The following is a 16,435-nucleotide window of genomic DNA, read 5'->3' as shown; positions in this document are numbered from 1 at the left end:
TTTCCGCGCGAAAGCGTGTTTGCGGTAAGTGCCGTCGGTTCGGCCGGGCGTGAGCGCTGAAGGGCGCACAGGATATAGCCTGGTCCCATGACGAAGAAGAGCCCCAAAGACCAGCCGGGGGCAGCTGCCGAGCAGCTGACGGATCCCGCGCTGGCAGATGCGTACCGGCTGCAGTCGCGAAGCTATGTTCCCTTTGTGTCACGCGGTTTGCGCTTGGCTGCGGCCTGGAGCTGGCGCTCGCTGGTTGTATTGGCGGCGGTGGCCGTTCTGCTGTGGCTTTTGTCGAAGATCACATACGTTCTCATTCCGCTGCTTGTCGCTCTGCTGATTTCAGCCCTGTTGACGCCGCTGGTGAACTTCTTGGCTCGGCACAAGTGGCCCCGGACGGCCGCCGCCGCGACGGTGCTTCTGAGCTTCATCCTGGTGGTAGCGGGTCTGCTCGCGCTCGTCGGCCAGCAGCTTGTCGCCGGAATCATCGACTTGACGTCGACCACCATGAAGGGTGTCGACGCTATTGCCGTTTGGATTCAGTCGAACCCGCTGGGCTTGGATTCGACGGTGATCGCGCAGACTGTTGCCGATGCAACACAGCAGGTCAATGAATTTCTCAGTGCTCAGAAGGGCAAGATCGCAACGGGTGTTCTCGGCGCCGCTTCGAGTGTCGGCACGTTCTTCGCCGGTTTGCTGATTTCGCTGTTCGCCACCTTCTTCTTCCTGCTCGAAGGCAGCCGGATCACCCGCTGGATCACCCGCCTGCTGCCGGTTCCGGCACGGGAACCGGCACTGGGTGCCGCCTTCCGAGGTTGGATGGCACTGGGCCAGTACGCCCGGATCCAGGTGATCGTTGCGGCGGTCGATGCTCTGGGCATCGGCATCGGTGCGCTCATTCTGGGTGTGCCGCTTGTCATCCCGCTGACTGTGCTGATCTTCCTGGCGTCATTCATCCCGTTTGTCGGTGCTGTCGCCACGGGCATCATCGCGGTCCTCTTGGCTCTCGTGGCCAAGGGCTTCGTGCACGCGATCGTCATGCTCGGCATCGTTCTGCTGGTGCAGCAGGTGGAGAGCAACGTGCTGCAGCCGTTCCTCATGGGCAAGGCCGTGTCGGTCCACCCGCTTGCCGTTGTCCTTGCTGTGACCGTCGGCTCCTATCAGTTCGGCATTGTCGGCGCACTGTTCGCTGTGCCGCTTGTCGCCTCCGTGTCTGCGGCTATTGGATACCTGGCCGAACTGTCCTCCCAGCAGATGCTCGCCGATGCTCGGCGCGAAGGCGTGATCGCGTCCGGGGAGGGGCCGAACCTGCCGGGCGAAACCTCACCGGGTGTTGCGGCCAGAACCCCCGATAGTCAGAGGCGCACTGTCATCATCTCCGATTTCAAACAGAGTGAAGCCTCCGGGTGAGTCGGGCTGAAGACGAAGACGGCGGGAGCAGACACAGTGTCTGCTCCCGCCGTCTTCGTCTTCAGAAAGGTTGAGCCTTCCGGCGTGTCAGGTGATCAGTACGCCTTCGCCGATTTCACGGTGACAGTGATCTTCCTGCCGTTGGGGGCTTCGTATTCGACGTCGTCGCCGACCTTCGCCCCGTTGACCGCCTGGCCCAGAGGCGACTGTTCGGAGAACACTTCGACTTTGTCTTCTTCCGAGATGATTTCGCGCGAACCCAACAGGAACTCCATCTTTCGGCCGTTCATCTCAACGACGATCAGCTTGCCGGGTCCTGCGGTTTTGTCGTCCGCGTCCGCTTCGCCGACTTCGGCGTTGCGCAGCAGCTCTTCGAGCTGGCGGATGCGGGCCTCCATCTGACCCTGCTCGTCGCGCGCAGCGTGGTAGCCGCCGTTTTCCTTGAGGTCGCCTTCTTCGCGCGCAGCGTCAATGCGCTCCGCGATTTCTGCTCGGCCGGGGCCCTGGAGGTGTTCGAGTTCCTTTGTCAGGCGCTCGTAGGCCTCTTTGGTCAGCCACGTCTTGTCGCCGACGTTTTCTTCAGCCATGATGTTTCCTCCTTAGGCGCTGCACCGTGCAGCGCATGTCTAAGTGAAATCCCGGGTCCGCAGAGGACCCGGGATGGTTATCACGTCATTTTAGCTGACAAACCAGCAGGTTTCTAAGTGCCCCTGCACTGCAAGCTGGGTTGTGTTGACACTGACTTCCTGATGAAACAGGTCTGACGAGGCGGTGTCAGGTGCTGCGGGGATCGTCACCTCGCGGTATCCCACCACGGCCTCGAAGTCGTTCTTCGCAACCACAGAGCACACAGAATCGCGGCTGCGGTCGGGCCGGATGTTGAATTCCACGATCGCCCGATTGGAATCGACGGCTTCAAAGGCGACATCGGATGCCGTAGTCGGTGCGCCCGCCGGTCGAAAGGCGAAAAAGGCAGCTCCGGCTGTGATCAGGACAGCAATGATGCCGGCAATGATGAGCAGCGTGCGTCTGTTCAGCTGTGCACCTCGATAGCCGGGTGCACGCCCCCCGTACCTTTCGCTCACAGCCGACCTTTCTGCCAAGCGTTCATGTTCGACGTACTAGTCTAGAGGAGTCATTTCCGCCGGGAGCGAGCCCGCGCCCTCATGGAGGTCTACGTGAAATCAACCGCGCCGTATTCGCAGCTGCGCATGCTTGCCGTGCACGCTCACCCTGATGATGAATCGTCCAAGGGAGGTGCGACGACGGCGCTCTACACAACACTTGGAGCGGACGTCACAATCGCTACGATGACCGGTGGAGAAGCGGGGTCGATTCTCAATCCCGCTCTGGACGGAAGTCCTGCCGCCATCCGCGACATCGCGGGTCTGCGCCGCGATGAAATGGCTCGCGCCGCACAGCGTCTGGGTGCCCAGCACAAGTGGATCGGCTTTGTCGATTCGGGCCTGCCAGAAGGCGGTTTTGACGATATCGACCACGGAACGTTCTGGACGGCCCCAACCGAAGTGTCGGCCCGACCCCTGGTCCACCTCATCCGCCAACTGCGCCCCCACGTGGTGACCACCTATGACGAACTCGGCGGATACCCTCACCCGGACCACATCCGCACCCACGAAGCCACAATGCTGGCAGTTCGGATGGCTGCCGACGCTGACTGCAACCCAGAGCTGGGTGGCGCATGGCAGGTGCCGAAGGTCTACTACAACATGGACCTCACCCCGGCCAAGTGGATGCGCATCCACAGCGTTATGACCGCTCTCGGCGTTGAATCACCGCTGAGCGAAGAACGGCAGGAGCGGATCCGCACATCGGCAGACAAGCGCGACTACCGGCTGACCGCCTCGATTCCCGCCGGCGCCTTTTTGGAAACTGCGGCCGAAGCCCTGCGCGCGCACGCCACCCAGATCGATCCCAACAGCGGATTCTTTTCTGAAGTGCAGATGCTGGCCCAGCAGTACTGGCCAACAGAAGAGTTCGAACTCGCTGTCGACAACACCGGCAGGGAAGGCGACTTCGGCGACTTCTCCGAACACGACCTGTTTGAGGGAATCACGCTCGATAACGGCACCACTGTGCAGCCGGGAGATCTGGCTGCCGCCATGCGTGAGGCAGGAATTGAGATCGTCGAACCCGCCCACAAACCCCAAGGAGAATGATGCCGAACCTCATCGTCTTCGCCGCGGCAGAAAACCAGCCGCCGAAAATGCCAGACCCCGTGCTCGTCACACCCGGCACAATAGGCTTTGTCGCCACCGCCCTAGTCGTGGTCGCGACGATCTTCCTCATGCGCGACGCAGTTCGCCGCATCCGCCGCATCCGCGCACGTGACGGCGCACGGGTCGAATACACCATTCCGCTGCGCAAAGACGGCGACCTCGAAGGACAGCAGGCGGCCCGTCCCGACTGGAAAGGACCGGAAGACCAGCAGGACGACGCCAGCGAGGAACCCGAACCCGAAGAAGATTCCCGAACACAGGACTGAAAGCCGGCAGGCGCCTCGTCAGCGATCGGCCGAAAACGTCCGGGGCCGTTGCGACTGCAGCGACCCCAGACCTTTCACATGGCCATGACGGAGGCGGTCAGCATAGCCGCCAGATGACAGCCATAGCCCACCACGGTGCAGGCGTGGAAGATTTCGTGGAAGCCGAAAGCACCCGGCACAGGGTTGGGGCGCTTGAGCCCGTAGATGACAGCACCGGCAATGTAGAACGCACCGCCGATCACCACGAGGATCCCCGCGGCGAGGTTCTCAATCCACATGTGGGGCACATAGCCCACACCGGCGACGCCGATGCCCACATAGACCGGCACGAAAAGCGCTCGCGGCGCTGACGTCCAGATGAGTCTGAAGGCAACACCAGCGGCCGCGCCGACCCACATGACGGTCAGCAGGATCAGCGCCTTGTCACTTGGCAGCAGGAGCAGCGCCAGCGGGGTGTAGGTTCCGGCAATGATGAGGAAGATATTGGCGTGGTCGAACCGGCGCAGGAGCAGGCGGATGCGCATACGCCACGGCCCGCGGTGATACACCGCCGAAGTGCCGAACAAGAGCATGCCCGTCAGGGCGAAGACGGCCGCACCCAGGCGGACTGGAACTGTGGGACCCAAAATGACTGCGGCAAGCCCGCCGATGACAGCCAGTGGAAAAGCTCCGACGTGAATCCACCCGCGCCACGACGTTTTCTTCTGTCCGGCCAACCGGCCCAGTTCGGTGCGCAGGAAAGCTCGCCGACGGCGCACAATGCGGCTGCGCGAGACAGACTCTCGCCGACTGGAGGCCAGTGTTTCTCCGTGGGCAAGATCGTCCGGGACAACGGCGGAGGCGGCGGTCGAATGCTTCATGGGGGAAGCCTAGGTTTCAGGACTGACAGAAGGGTGGGGATCCCGCAAAGCGATCCCTGCTATCTATTAGATTAAGAACGCACCCAAAAACACACCGCGGATGCCACGAGTGGAAGACGATGAGCATGAACCGTCCGCAAGGGAGAAAGGCCGAACGATGAAAGCACCGAAAACACCGCGTGCTGGTTCATCTACGGGCCTGCTGCACTGGCTGTACAACCGGCTCATGGTCAATGCGCTGCGGCCCGATACCGCGGTTCCACGGCACATCGGCGTCATCACCGACGGCAACCGCCGCTGGGCGCGCGAATTCGGCGCAACGACTGAACAGGGTCACCGGGCCGGTGCGCAGAAGATCATTGAGTTCTTGGGCTGGTGCGATGAAGTCGGTGTAGAGATGGTGACTCTCTACGTCCTGTCCAAGGAGAATCTGGCCCGGGCGGAAGAAGAAGTTGCGGCGCTGACCGAGATCATCGCCGATCTCGTTGACGAAATCGCCGATACCGAGTGGTACTCTGTCAACCTTGTGGGAAACCTCGAGCTTCTTCCCTGTGCCCTGCGCAGCAAACTGCAGGCGGCGCAGGAACGATCCTGCGGAGCGTCTGAAACAGCGTCGAGGGTCGCGGTCAACATCGCCGTCGGCTATGGCGGGCGCGCTGAAATCATCGACGCTGTGCGTTCCTATCTCAAAGCCGAACTTGAATCCGGCCGTGATCTCAGCAGCGCAATTGACGATGTGTCCGAAGAAAAGCTGTCAGAGCACCTGTACACCAAGGGGCAGCCGGACCCGGACCTCATCATCCGGTCTTCGGGCGAACAGCGGCTGTCTGGTTTTCTGATGTGGCAGAGCGCCTATTCGGAGTTCTACTTCTGCGAAGCCTACTGGCCGGCTTTTCGCAAAACCGACTTTCTGCGTGCGGTGCGCGATTTTTCGAACCGTTCGCGGCGCTTTGGTCGCTGACGGGGACACCCAGACTGTTCACCCAGCGTCGACCCCTGACAGCGCCCAAGATCCCCTGGAGTCAGGACAGCCCAGCTTGCACGAGACAGGCGCCCACCGGCTTCACGCAAAGCCGGTGGGCGCCTGATCTGCTGTCAGGTCTGAGTTTGCCGAGATCGGCTTGCCCAGAAGTGGGTCAGCGGTTGTAGTTGCCGACCATGGTCATCACGTCAAGAGCCTTGTCGAGCTCTTCTTCCGTGATGGTGCCGTTCTCGACGTAGCCCAGGTCGATGGTTGCTTCCTTGACCGTCATCTTTTCGGCCACAGCGTGCTTGGCGATTGCCGCAGCTGCTTCGTAGCCGATGACCTTGTTCAGCGGGGTTACGATCGAAGGCGATGCTTCGGCGAGGAAGCGGGCGCGCTCTTCGTTGACCGTGAGACCGTCGATCATCTTTTCGGCCATGACGGTCGAGGTGTTGGCCATCAGGCGAATGGATTCCAGCAGGTTCGCAGCCATGACCGGGATGCCGACGTTGAGTTCGAAGGCGCCGTTGGTCGAGGACAGCGAAATGGTGGTGTCGTTGCCGATGACCTGAGCCGAAACCATGATTGCTGCTTCGCAGATGACCGGGTTGACCTTGCCGGGCATGATCGACGAACCGGGCTGGAGGTCGGGAATGTGGATTTCGCCCAGGCCCGTGTTGGGGCCCGAACCCATCCAGCGCAGGTCGTTGTTGATCTTCATGTAGCTGTAGGCGATGGTGCGCAGCTGGCCGGAGACTTCCACGAGGCCGTCGCGGTTGGCCTGTGCTTCGAAGTGGTTGCGGGCTTCCGTAATCGGCAGGTCGGTCTGTTCTGCCAGCAGTTCGATGACGCGCTTGGAGAAGCCATCGGGTGTGTTGATGCCGGTGCCGGTGGCGGTGCCGCCCTGCGGGACTTCGGCTACACGGGGGAGCGAGGCTTCGATGCGCTCAATGCCGATGCGCACTTGTGCTGCATAGCCGGAGAATTCCTGGCCGAGCGTGACAGGGGTTGCGTCCATCAGGTGGGTGCGGCCGGCCTTGACGACGTCCTTCCAGGCTTCGGCCTTCTTCTCCAGCGATTCGGCAAGCGTGCGCATAGCCGGAATGAGGTCGTTGACCAGTGCGCCGGTGACGGCAACGTGCACCGAGGTGGGGAAGACGTCGTTGGACGACTGCGAGGCATTGACGTGGTCGTTGGGGTGAACCTCGATGCCCTTGTCCTTGAGGATACGGGTGGCGAGGGTCGCAAGGACTTCGTTTGTGTTCATGTTCGACGAGGTTCCCGAACCTGTCTGGAACACGTCGATGGGGTATTCGCCGTTGTGCTTGCCGGCGATGACTTCGTCAGCTGCCTGGGCGATCGCGTCGGCGCGTTCGGCGTCAAGAACGCCGAGCTCCTGGTTGGCCCGGGCTGCGGCCTTCTTCACCTGGCCGAGAGCTGCAATGTGGGCGGTTTCGAGGGTTTTGCCCGAAATGGGGAAGTTCTCTACGGCGCGCTGGGTCTGTGCGGCGTAGAGGGCGTCCTTGGGGACTTTGACTTCGCCCATGGTGTCGTGTTCGATGCGGAATTCTGTCACTGTGCTGCCTCCGTGAGTTGCTTGTCTGTGGCCGCTTCGCCGCCGATCTGAGCGACGATCTTCGCGCGGCCGTCCTTGAGCTTGTAGGTCATGCCGACGATCATGAGCTGGCCTGAGTCGACCAGCTCTTTGAGGATTTGAGAGCGTTCGTACAGCAGGTGCACCGTGTCGACGGTGTTCTGGTGCACAGCGCCGCCGATGTCGTCGAAGCCGTCCCGGCGAGCGTGGATGACGGTCGGCAGGAGCCGTGAGACGACGTCGTAGACGAATCCGTTGGGCGTTTCACCGCTTTCGAGGGATTCGACCGCGGCTGTCACCGCACCGCAGCTGTCGTGGCCGAGCACGATCAGCAGGGGAGTGCCGAGGTTGGATGCACCATACTCGAGGCTGCCGATGGTGACCGCGTCTGTGACCTGGCCGGCGGTGCGGACGACGAACATTTCGCCCAGCCCGACATCGAAGATCATTTCGGCGGCAACGCGAGAATCGGCACAGCCGAACAGCGTTGCGTACGGGTGCTGGTGGTCGGTCAGCGTGCTGCGGTGCTTGGAGTTCTGGTTGGGGTGCGACGGAGTGTCGGCAACGAAGCGCTTGTTGCCTTCCATGAGGTGTTCAAGCGCCTGCTGCGGAGTCATATCGCGTGCGGGCATCAGACCAGTCCTCGCTCAGCGGCTTCTTTGGCCGCTTCTTCGTAGGAGTGGGTCTTCTCCAAGAGGTGTTCGGCCATGACGGTGCGGACGGTGCCGGATTTCGAGCGCATGACGAGTGATTCGGTGACAACGCGCTTGCCTTCGTAGCGCAGGCCGCTCAGGAGGTCGCCGCCGGTGATTCCGGTGGCGACGAAGTACGTGTTGTCGCCGGTTACGAGGTCGTCCGTGCTGAGCACCCGGTCAACGTCGAGACCAGCGTCGACTGCGCCCTGGCGTTCAGCTTCGTCCTGCGGCCACAGGCGGCCCTGAATGACACCGCCGAGCGCTTTGATCGCACACGCGGAGATGATGCCTTCGGGGGTTCCGCCGATGCCCATGAGCATGTCGATTCCGGTGCCGGGCCGGCAGGCGGCTATGGAGCCTGCGACGTCGCCGTCAGAGATGAGCTTGACGCGTGCCCCGGCGTCGCGGATCTGCTGGATGAGGTCTTTGTGGCGGGGGCGGTCGAGGACGACGACGGTGACGGCGGACGGGTTGCCGGGGTTGCCCTTGGCCTTGGCAACGCGCCGGATGTTTTCGTCCACCGGCAGGCGGAGGTCAACGTAGTCGGCAGCTTGGGGGCCGACTACGAGCTTTTCCATGTAGAAGACTGCCGAAGGGTCGTACATGGAGCCGTCTTCGGAAACCGCCATAACGGAAATGGCGTTCGGCATGCCCTTGGCGGTCAGCGTTGTGCCGTCGATGGGGTCAACCGCGACATCGCACAGAGCACCGTCGCCGTTGCCGACGGCTTCTCCGTTGTACAGCATGGGGGCTTCGTCTTTTTCGCCTTCGCCGATCACCACGGTTCCGTTCATGGTGACGGTGGAGATGACGTTGCGCATAGCGGCAACCGCAGCGCCGTCAGCGGCGAGTTTGTCGCCGCGGCCTACCCACGGGGCTGCGGCGATTGCGGCGGCTTCTGTGACGCGGACAAGTTCGAGAGCGAGGTTGCGGTCGGGTTCTCCGGCCTGTGTGCGCAGGCGCTGGGTCCATTCGTCGGTGACGGCTTGGGGAGGGGCGGAAGCCCGCCCGCCGTTGTGGTGGTTTTTGACAGTCGGGTTGTCTGCCGGTGTTTCGCTGGTGCTCATACAGCTTATTGTGCCACCCGGCTGTGACACAGCGAACTCAGCTGGGCGAAGCGGCGGGTGGGTGTGCGCTCGGTCTTGCACTCAGAGACAATAGGGGGCGTGTCTGAGAAGAAGCCCGTTCCCGGTTCGCGGGAAGAAATGCGCCAGATTCGCCTGAAGTCGAACTGGGTCAACATGATCATCGCCCTGGTCATCTGCTTCGGAGTTGTGTTCGCTGTTCTTATGCTCGCTCCGCAGCCGAAGGGCGACCCCACGCGCGATGTCGATGTCACGTCGATTGGCAAGACAGCCGAAGATCACGCCGGCTTCAGCGTCTACACCCCGCAGCTGCTTGAGGACTGGAAAGCCAACGACGCTCACTTCACCAAGATGGGTCGGCCGGAGACCGACACGTGGTACGTGTCGATGGTCGGTCCGCAGGATCAGTGGATTTCTGTGCGGCAGTCTCAGGGCGACGATGATTGGCTGACTTCTGTTCTCGACGGTGCTGTTGAGCGCGGGGAATCCAAGATCGACGGGGTGACGTTCACTGAATACGAATCGAAGGACCTCACCCAGCAGGCGCTTGTCGGCAAGATCGGTGGTACGACGATCGTCTTCAAGGGATCAGCCCGGTGGGAGAGCTATCACGCCTATGCGGAGCAGGCAGTCGAGCATCTGAACAGCTGAGGTCGGCCCAAGGCTGATTGCCAGCGCGGTGACTGAGGATCAGCGAACGGCTCGTTGCCGTCGATCGCGGTTGTTATTCAGCTGCTTCTGCGCCGTTTTCGCGTTTGGCCTGGGCTTTGCTGAGGGTTTCGCGGGCACCGTCGAGCCACGCTTGACACCTGTCTGCGAGTTCTTCTCCCCGCTGCCACAGGCGCAGTGATTCTTCCAGTGGCAGATTGCCGCCTTCGAGCGTGCGAACCACCGTGACGAGTTCTTCGCGAGCCTGTTCGTAGCTCATCTCTTGGAGATCGGTCGGTGCAGTGTTGCTGTCAGTCATGTGAATCGTTTCCTTCTGTGGGCCGTCCGGGGCCGTCGGTATTGGTGATTTCGGTGACGTCGGCGGTGAAGACGCCGCGTTCGACGGTGATGGTCAGGTGATCGCCGCGCGCGAGTTCTTCTGCTGTGCGCACGGCGGCGCCGTCTGCCTTCTGCACCACGGCGTATCCGCGAGCAAGGGTGTTCAGCGGTGAGAGCGAACGAACCTGAGTGCGCAGGTGCTGTACTTCGGCCAAGCCGGACTGAACTGCCGCACTGCCCAGCTGCCAGGCGCGTTCACGCCAGCTTTCGACATCCTGTTGGCGCGTGCTGATCATCTGCTGCGGTTCGGCAAGCACCGGTCTGGAGCGCACGGATTCCAGCGCTGTCAGTTCGCGGGCTATGAACCTTTCCAGCGCTCCGTCCAGTTGGGCGCGCGCCTGGAGGATCTTCATGTTCTCTTCGTGGACATCCGGCACGATGCGTTTGGCGGCGTCGGTCGGTGTGGACGCGCGCAGGTCGGCGACTTCGTCGAGGATGGGGCTGTCGGCTTCGTGGCCGATGGCAGAAACCACAGGTGTCGCAGCTTCGGAGACTGCGCGTATGAGCGTTTCATTTGAAAAGGGCAGGAGGTCTTCCATGCTGCCTCCGCCGCGGGCTATGACGATGACGTCAACGCTTGGGTCACTGTCGAGTTCCCGCAGTGCGCTGACGATCTGCCCGACCGCTGCTGTGCCCTGGACAGCTGTGTTGCGCACTTCGAACTGCACGGCAGGCCAGCGCAGTGCCGCATTGCGCAGAACGTCTTTTTCGGCATCGGAGTTGCGTCCGGTGATCAAGCCGATTCTGCCCGGCAGGAACGGCAGCGGCTGTTTGGCCGCCGAGTCGAAAAGGCCCTCTGCGGCCAGCTGGCGCCGCAGGCGCTCTAGGCGGGCCAGGAGTTCACCCAGACCTACCGGGCGGATGTCGCGTGCTCGCATTGACAGGCGTCCGGCTTTGCCCCAGAAGTCGGCTTTGAGCTGCACGACAATATGGGAGCCTTCTTCGATGGGAGATTCGAGCCTTTCGAGGACGTCGTTGAAGACCTGCACGGGCAGCGACATTTCTTCGTTGAGGTCGCGCAGCGTGAAGTAGCTGACGCGGCCGCGCCGGTTGAACTGGATGACCTGCCCTTCGACCCACACGGTGGACATGCGGTCGATGTATTCCTTCATTTTGCGTGACAGAAGAGCAAGGGGCCACGGGTTGTCCGCGGTGGTGTCGCCTGCCATTTCGGGCAGCGGACGCGGGGTGTCTGCGCCGAGAGTTCCCGGGGTTCCGCTGATGCGCTGTGCCACGCCGTCTCCGCTTCTGTTGTCGTCGCTTGGGGTTGTCGGGAAGTCTAGCGTCCGGTGCTGACACCGAATTCTCATAGGCGCTTTCTTACAATGGTGGTGTGAGTACTGTGAGCGTTCCTATGCCGGCCATGCCTCGTGTGCGCAAAGAGCCGAGTGAAATTCGACAGCCCGAGGGCGCTAAGCAGGTTCTGCTGGCGGCTCCCCGCGGTTATTGTGCGGGCGTTGATCGTGCTGTGATCGCCGTTGAACGTGCCCTTGAACACTACGGTGAGCCCGTTTATGTTCGTAAGGAGATCGTCCACAACCGCCATGTTGTTGAGACTCTCACCGAGCGCGGCGCGATCTTCGTTGATTCCGCCAATGATGTTCCCGAAAACAAGCGCGTGGTGTTCTCTGCCCACGGTGTTTCTCCGGAGGTGCACGCCAAGGCGGCTGCGCGCAATCTGGAAACGATTGACGCCACCTGCCCTCTGGTGACCAAGGTGCACCGCGAAGCCATTCGCTTTGCCAAAGAGGGGTACCTGATCGTGCTTGTGGGCCACGAAGGCCACGAAGAGGTCGAGGGCACGATGGGGGAAGCGCCCGACGATATTGTTCTCGTGCAGAACCCAGATGAAGCCCGCGCGGTCGATCTGGGTGATCCCGAGAAGCTCATTTGGATTTCGCAGACCACTCTGTCGGTCGACGAAACAATGGAAACGGTCGATATTCTGCGCGAGCGCTACTCGCAGTTGCAGGACCCGCCGAGTGACGACATCTGCTATGCCACGCAGAACCGTCAGGTTGCGGTGAAGAAGATCGCACCCCAGGCGGATTTGGTGATTGTTGTGGGTTCGGCGAATTCGTCGAATTCAGTGCGTCTTGTCGAAGTTGCGCTGGAAGCCGGAGCGAAGGCCGCACACCGGGTGGACTTCGCCCGTGAGGTCGACGAAGAGTGGTTCCACGGTGTCGCCACCGTCGGTGTGACAAGCGGTGCTTCTGTCCCGGACATTCTGGTGCAGGGTGTGCTCAAGCTGCTGGCCGAGTACGGCTACACGGATGTTGAAGAAGTGCAGACCGCCACTGAGGATCTGATGTTTTCGCTGCCGCGCGAACTGCGCAAGGACCTCAAGGCCGCTGGCCACAAGACGTCGAACAAGAAGGACGGCGCGGACCGCGAACACGACCTGCGCTGACCTTTCTTAACCCTCACACAGCCTGCCGCTCAGCCGACCAGATCAGTGATCTGGCCGGCTGAGTTCGTCTGCGCTGGGTTTGCGCACGGCGGCGTCGAGACCGGGGAGGGCATCGATGTCCTCGGTACTCAGGCCAGTGTGGGTGAACTTCCGTGCGGTCACCAGGAACCGGCTTTCAAAGGACCCGATGAACGTGTTGTAATCACCGACCGCTCGCTGCAGTGCGGTGCCGACCCGAGCTGCATGACCGGTAAGGGTCCCCACGCGGTCGTAGAGTTCTCGGCCCAACTGCAGGACTTCTTCTGCGGAGCTGCTGATGGCTTCGTGCCTCCAGCCCATGGCCGCGGTCTTCAACAGCACGAGGAGGGTCGAAGGGGAGGCGATGACGACATTGCGCGACATTGCCTGTTCGATGAGCTGTGGGTAAGCGGTCGCGGCCTCTGACAGGAGAGAATCGCTGGGCACAAAGCAGACGACGAAGTCGGGGGAAGCGGCGAACTGCTTCCAGTACTCCTTTGATGCCAGCGAGTCGACGTGCCGTAGAAAAGCGCGCGCGTGTTCGTCTGCGGCGGGCTTGCCGTTCTCTTCTGCCCGCAGGCGTGCTGACAGCGGTGCTTTTGCATCGACGACGATGGTCCCGCCGTGGGGCAGGCTGATGACCATGTCGGGGCGGAGCGCGGAATCTGCTGTGGTGACGCTGACCTGAGTGTCGAAGTCGACGTGTGGAAGCATGCCTGCATATTCGACGATCCTGCGCAGTTGAACCTCACCCCACGCACCGCGGGATGAGGTTGCGTTGAGCACCTGGCCCAGCCGTCCGGTGGATTCGCGAAGATCCCGATTCTGCTGGCTGAGGTGAGTGAGCTGTTCACTCAGCTTGGTCATCTGTTCGATGCGCTGACGCTCTGTTTCCGTGAGGTCTTCCTGCAGCCGGCGCACCCCGGCGGCAAGTGGTCCGACGGCACCGGTGAGCTCACCGGCTAGGCGCGCATCAGCCTCCAGTGCTTCGGAACGGTCAGTCAGAAGCTGCCGGGCTGTTTCCGCTCGAGCAAGCCTGGTGGACATTTCCGAGCGGGTGCGTGCTGATCCGAACAGGTAGCCGATAACAGCACCGAGCGCAAGGAAGACGATCGCTGCGACGACGGCGGTTATGAGTGCTGCTGTAGTCATGTCCTCAGTGTGCACTGAGGCACTGACATAACCAGGGACAGCTGTTTTCGGATCAGATTCAATCCACGGGGAATAGTCAAAGGTTCAACTTTCTTTGGCCGGCATGAAGTCTTTTGGATTCCTCAGCTTCGGGCATTACGCGCCGGGCAGTGACCTTGATGCCAAACAGATGCTCACTGACGCGGTTGATATCGCGCAGGGTGCTGACGATTTTGGTGTCAACGGCGCCTATTTCCGTGTTCACCACTTTGCGCCGCAGTCGGGTTCGCCCATGCCGCTGCTGGCGACGATTGCGGCCAAGACGCGCAAGATCGAAGTCGGCACCGGTGTCATCGACCTGCGTTAGCGCATATCGGGGTTGTGACGTTGGATAGCGGCTGCCGCCCGCGGCTGCGCCGCGGTTGCCCCCAACGTGACCGACTGGCCCACCCGAGCCCCTGTCAGTGACCGTTGCCGAGTCCTCCCGTGAGCCGGGCGTGGAACGCAGTCGTGAACTCGTTCATCCCGACGAACTCGACCGCCTTGCCGTGCTGTTCGTATTTGGTCGCGATTGCGTCGAGCGCCGCGACGGTGGAGGCATCCCAGATGTGGGATCTCGTGAGGTCGATGATGACTCGGTCAGGGTCGTCGGCGTACTCGAACATGGTGGTGAGGTCGTTGCTGGAGGCGAACAGGAGCTGACCCTCGACTGTGTAATGCGCGATCCGAGCGCCATCATGTTCAGTGATCTCACGCTTTACGTCGATGAGGTGGGCGACGCGGCGCACGAACATCACAGAGGCGACGAACACGCCGACGACGACACCGACGGCGAGGTTGTGGGTGGCGACGACGACGGCGACGGTGATGACCATGACGGTCGTCTCGCTCTTAGGCATCCGGCGCAGGGTGGAGGGCTTGATGGAGTGCCAGTCGAAGGTACCTACGGAGACCATGATCATCACCGCGACCAGCGCCGCCATGGGGATGATCGCAACGATGTCGCCGAGGGCGACGATGAGGACCAAGAGGAACACACCTGCGAGGAACGTCGAGATGCGGGTGCGGGCCCCGGACACCTTCACGTTGATCATGGTCTGCCCGATCATCGCGCAGCCGCCCATGCCGCCGAACAGGCCGGAGAGCAGGTTCGCGACGCCCTGCCCCCAGCTCTCCCGGGTCTTGTTTGAGTGGGTGTCGGTCACATCGTCCACGAGCTTCGCCGTCATGATCGATTCCATCAGGCCTACCAGCGCCATCGCGAGGGCAAACGGCGCGATGATCGTGAAAGTCTCCCATGTCAGCGGCACATTCGGTATGAACAGCTCGGGAAGGCTGCGCGGCAGCTCACCCTTGTCGCCGACAGCGGGTACGTTGATCGCGAAGACGACCACGGCGGCGGTCACCAGAGCGATCGAGACCAGTGGGGCCGGTATGACCTTGGTGATCTTCGGCATGAAGACCATGATCAGCAGCCCGACCGCGACGAGGGGGTAGACCATCCAGGGCACGCCGATGAGTTCGGGCACCTGTGCCATGAAGATGAGGATCGCCAGCGCGTTGACAAAGCCGACCATGACGCTGCGCGGGATGAATCGCATGAGCCTGGCGACTCCGAAGAGGGCGAGGAGGATCTGGAAGACCCCAGCCAGAAGCACCGTCGCGATGAAGTAGTCCAAGCCGTAGTCGCGGGCGACGGGGGCGATAACGAGAGCGATAGCGCCCGTCGCCGCGGTGATCATGGCGGGTCTGCCACCGAGGAACGCGATGGACACTGCCATCACGAATGAGGAGAACAAGCCCACACGTGGATCGACGCCCGCGATGATCGAGAACGAGATCGCCTCAGGAATGAGCGCCAGCGCCACGACCAGGCCTGCGAGAACTTCGCGGGTGAGGATGCGCGGGGTCTTCAGTGCGGTGAGCACCGACGGTTCGGGCCGGTACCGACCCTTGTCTTCTTTGGTCGCAGTGGGCACGGCCATGCGGTACCTCCATCTGTTCAGGGCGGCGCTCTCAGGCCGAGAGCGGAGAATGTCTGGTGGTGCGCGACAACGCGCGGCTTCGCCTGGTGATAGATCGCCACGGCGGAGGCATGTCCAGCTCATGTGGACACGAGAGTCAACACTAACGTAACGTGAGAGTTGTGTCGAACTGAGACGATGAGATGAGGAGGCCTCCGTGCCCGAAGCGGGAATGATGCACATCGGAGAGCTGGCTGAGCGGACAGCTCTGTCGCAGCGCACGATCCGCCACTACGACGAGATCGGACTCTTGACGCCCTCCGGACGCTCCGAGGGCGGGTTCCGGCTCTACACTGAGGGCGATCTCGGCAGACTCCTGCTGATCCGGCGCATGAAGCCACTGGGATACTCGCTCGATCAGATGGGCGACCTGCTCCGGGCGCTCGACGGCGCGGATGGCGTCGGTGCTGCCGCCGAGAGCGCCCGGCGGGCGCTGAACGATTTCCGCACCGACGCGGATGAACGCCGCGCGAAGCTTGCCAAGCAGCTTGACGCCGCTGACGAGTTCATCGGCCTGCTCGCCGCGCACTCCTCGGACTGAGTCGAAGCAGACACACGATGCGCTATCTGTGCCAGCGAGGCCACTTCGGCAACCCGCGGCCCTTCCACGTCTCCACGAGACCGGCGGCCGAGCGGACGGATGCGAAGAGCCCGTAGCCGGCCCCGGCGAGACCCACGGAGACCACGAGCCAGCGCCCGATGCCGA

18 protein-coding genes are annotated in these 16,435 nt (G+C 62.2%); 8 read left to right on the top strand and 10 right to left on the bottom strand.

What is annotated here, in order from left to right; genetic code table 11:
• Positions 1-87: 87 nt before the first annotated feature.
• Positions 88-1,398 (top strand): AI-2E family transporter, encoded by a 1,311-nt coding sequence (locus tag GC119_RS07750; protein WP_070576624.1) that lies wholly within the window; start codon positions 88-90, stop codon positions 1,396-1,398.
• Positions 1,399-1,493: 95 nt separating this feature from the next.
• Here GC119_RS07750 and greA read toward each other — a convergent pair whose 3' ends face one another.
• Entirely contained in the window at positions 1,494-1,985 is a 492-nt protein-coding gene (gene greA / locus GC119_RS07745; protein ID WP_070576621.1) for a transcription elongation factor GreA, read from the bottom strand.
• 90 nt (positions 1,986-2,075) lie between these two features.
• Positions 2,076-2,483: a DUF4307 domain-containing protein gene (locus GC119_RS07740; protein ID WP_070576618.1), complete on the bottom strand. Its 408-nt coding sequence runs from the start codon at positions 2,481-2,483 to the stop codon at positions 2,076-2,078.
• Positions 2,484-2,576: 93 nt separating this feature from the next.
• Between GC119_RS07740 and mca the strand changes: the two genes are divergently transcribed.
• A complete protein-coding gene (gene mca, locus GC119_RS07735) occupies positions 2,577-3,575 on the top strand; it encodes a mycothiol conjugate amidase Mca (RefSeq protein ID WP_070777429.1) in 999 nt (332 codons plus the stop codon).
• A complete protein-coding gene (locus GC119_RS07730; protein ID WP_151952836.1) occupies positions 3,575-3,901 on the top strand; it encodes a hypothetical protein in 327 nt (108 codons plus the stop codon). The genes mca and GC119_RS07730 overlap by 1 nt, the downstream gene beginning before the upstream one ends.
• Positions 3,902-3,975: 74 nt before the next feature.
• Here the strand turns inward: GC119_RS07730 and trhA are convergent, their stop codons facing one another.
• Complete coding sequence (gene trhA / locus GC119_RS07725) at positions 3,976-4,761, bottom strand: PAQR family membrane homeostasis protein TrhA (RefSeq protein ID WP_070777405.1); 786 nt, start codon at positions 4,759-4,761, stop codon at positions 3,976-3,978.
• A 157-nt stretch (positions 4,762-4,918) separates the two neighbouring features.
• Here trhA and uppS point away from each other — a divergent pair, with 157 nt between their 5' ends.
• Entirely contained in the window at positions 4,919-5,722 is an 804-nt protein-coding gene (uppS, locus tag GC119_RS07720) for a polyprenyl diphosphate synthase (protein WP_070777432.1), read from the top strand.
• A 175-nt stretch (positions 5,723-5,897) separates the two neighbouring features.
• Here the strand turns inward: uppS and GC119_RS07715 are convergent, their stop codons facing one another.
• From GC119_RS07715 to glpX, 3 genes are read right to left on the bottom strand one after another with little or no spacing between them, the layout of a single operon-like run.
• On the bottom strand, positions 5,898-7,301 hold the full coding sequence (locus tag GC119_RS07715; protein WP_151952835.1) for a class II fumarate hydratase: 1,404 nt from the start codon (positions 7,299-7,301) through the stop codon (positions 5,898-5,900).
• Positions 7,298-7,951, bottom strand: coding sequence for a carbonic anhydrase (locus GC119_RS07710; RefSeq protein WP_151952834.1), 654 nt, complete (start codon positions 7,949-7,951; stop codon positions 7,298-7,300). The genes GC119_RS07715 and GC119_RS07710 overlap by 4 nt, the downstream gene beginning before the upstream one ends.
• The gene (gene glpX / locus GC119_RS07705; protein WP_226829362.1) at positions 7,951-9,081 is read right to left on the bottom strand and encodes a class II fructose-bisphosphatase; all 1,131 of its coding nucleotides are present in this window, start codon (positions 9,079-9,081) and stop codon (positions 7,951-7,953) included. The genes GC119_RS07710 and glpX overlap by 1 nt, the downstream gene beginning before the upstream one ends.
• Positions 9,082-9,180: 99 nt before the next feature.
• On the opposite strand from glpX, the gene GC119_RS07700 reads away from it, so the two are divergent.
• Entirely contained in the window at positions 9,181-9,750 is a 570-nt protein-coding gene (locus GC119_RS07700) for a DUF4245 domain-containing protein (protein WP_151952833.1), read from the top strand.
• A 73-nt stretch (positions 9,751-9,823) separates the two neighbouring features.
• Here the strand turns inward: GC119_RS07700 and GC119_RS07695 are convergent, their stop codons facing one another.
• Together GC119_RS07695 and xseA are read right to left on the bottom strand one after the other, a co-directional pair.
• Positions 9,824-10,066: an exodeoxyribonuclease VII small subunit gene (locus GC119_RS07695; protein WP_151952832.1), complete on the bottom strand. Its 243-nt coding sequence runs from the start codon at positions 10,064-10,066 to the stop codon at positions 9,824-9,826.
• Positions 10,059-11,381, bottom strand: coding sequence for an exodeoxyribonuclease VII large subunit (xseA, locus tag GC119_RS07690; protein ID WP_151952831.1), 1,323 nt, complete (start codon positions 11,379-11,381; stop codon positions 10,059-10,061). The genes GC119_RS07695 and xseA overlap by 8 nt, the downstream gene beginning before the upstream one ends.
• Positions 11,382-11,500: 119 nt before the next feature.
• Here xseA and GC119_RS07685 point away from each other — a divergent pair, with 119 nt between their 5' ends.
• Complete coding sequence (locus GC119_RS07685) at positions 11,501-12,556, top strand: 4-hydroxy-3-methylbut-2-enyl diphosphate reductase (RefSeq protein WP_151952879.1); 1,056 nt, start codon at positions 11,501-11,503, stop codon at positions 12,554-12,556.
• A 42-nt stretch (positions 12,557-12,598) separates the two neighbouring features.
• Here the strand turns inward: GC119_RS07685 and GC119_RS07680 are convergent, their stop codons facing one another.
• On the bottom strand, positions 12,599-13,726 hold the full coding sequence (locus GC119_RS07680) for a DNA recombination protein RmuC (protein WP_151952830.1): 1,128 nt from the start codon (positions 13,724-13,726) through the stop codon (positions 12,599-12,601).
• Positions 13,727-13,829: 103 nt separating this feature from the next.
• Here GC119_RS07680 and GC119_RS07675 point away from each other — a divergent pair, with 103 nt between their 5' ends.
• Positions 13,830-14,072 (top strand): LLM class flavin-dependent oxidoreductase, encoded by a 243-nt coding sequence (locus GC119_RS07675; RefSeq protein ID WP_151952829.1) that lies wholly within the window; start codon positions 13,830-13,832, stop codon positions 14,070-14,072.
• Positions 14,073-14,166: 94 nt separating this feature from the next.
• Here the strand turns inward: GC119_RS07675 and GC119_RS07670 are convergent, their stop codons facing one another.
• Entirely contained in the window at positions 14,167-15,690 is a 1,524-nt protein-coding gene (locus tag GC119_RS07670) for a SulP family inorganic anion transporter (protein WP_151952828.1), read from the bottom strand.
• A gap of 196 nt (positions 15,691-15,886) precedes the next feature.
• Here GC119_RS07670 and GC119_RS07665 point away from each other — a divergent pair, with 196 nt between their 5' ends.
• Entirely contained in the window at positions 15,887-16,270 is a 384-nt protein-coding gene (locus GC119_RS07665) for a MerR family transcriptional regulator (protein ID WP_062019803.1), read from the top strand.
• Positions 16,271-16,435 lie beyond the last annotated feature (165 nt).

It is taken from the genome of Brevibacterium sp. Marseille-P9724, from assembly GCF_902500275.1.
Lineage (GTDB): Bacteria > Actinomycetota > Actinomycetes > Actinomycetales > Brevibacteriaceae > Brevibacterium.
This window is presented reverse-complemented; position numbering and strand designations above follow the sequence as displayed.

What these genes read in the sequence shown, in the direction of transcription:
- GC119_RS07730 (WP_151952836.1), top strand. Translation starts at nt 3,575, where the DNA reads ATGCCGAACCTCATCGTCTTCGCCGCGGCAGAAAACCAGCCGCCGAAA.
- GC119_RS07695 (WP_151952832.1), bottom strand. Translation starts at nt 10,066, where the DNA reads ATGACTGACAGCAACACTGCACCGACCGATCTCCAAGAGATGAGCTAC.
- trhA (WP_070777405.1), bottom strand. Translation starts at nt 4,761, where the DNA reads ATGAAGCATTCGACCGCCGCCTCCGCCGTTGTCCCGGACGATCTTGCC.
- uppS (WP_070777432.1), top strand. Translation starts at nt 4,919, where the DNA reads ATGAAAGCACCGAAAACACCGCGTGCTGGTTCATCTACGGGCCTGCTG.
- greA (WP_070576621.1), bottom strand. Translation starts at nt 1,985, where the DNA reads ATGGCTGAAGAAAACGTCGGCGACAAGACGTGGCTGACCAAAGAGGCC.
- GC119_RS07685 (WP_151952879.1), top strand. Translation starts at nt 11,501, where the DNA reads ATGCCGGCCATGCCTCGTGTGCGCAAAGAGCCGAGTGAAATTCGACAG.
- GC119_RS07680 (WP_151952830.1), bottom strand. Translation starts at nt 13,726, where the DNA reads ATGACTACAGCAGCACTCATAACCGCCGTCGTCGCAGCGATCGTCTTC.
- GC119_RS07675 (WP_151952829.1), top strand. Translation starts at nt 13,830, where the DNA reads ATGAAGTCTTTTGGATTCCTCAGCTTCGGGCATTACGCGCCGGGCAGT.
- GC119_RS07670 (WP_151952828.1), bottom strand. Translation starts at nt 15,690, where the DNA reads ATGGCCGTGCCCACTGCGACCAAAGAAGACAAGGGTCGGTACCGGCCC.
- glpX (WP_226829362.1), bottom strand. Translation starts at nt 9,081, where the DNA reads ATGAGCACCAGCGAAACACCGGCAGACAACCCGACTGTCAAAAACCAC.
- GC119_RS07710 (WP_151952834.1), bottom strand. Translation starts at nt 7,951, where the DNA reads ATGCCCGCACGCGATATGACTCCGCAGCAGGCGCTTGAACACCTCATG.
- GC119_RS07750 (WP_070576624.1), top strand. Translation starts at nt 88, where the DNA reads ATGACGAAGAAGAGCCCCAAAGACCAGCCGGGGGCAGCTGCCGAGCAG.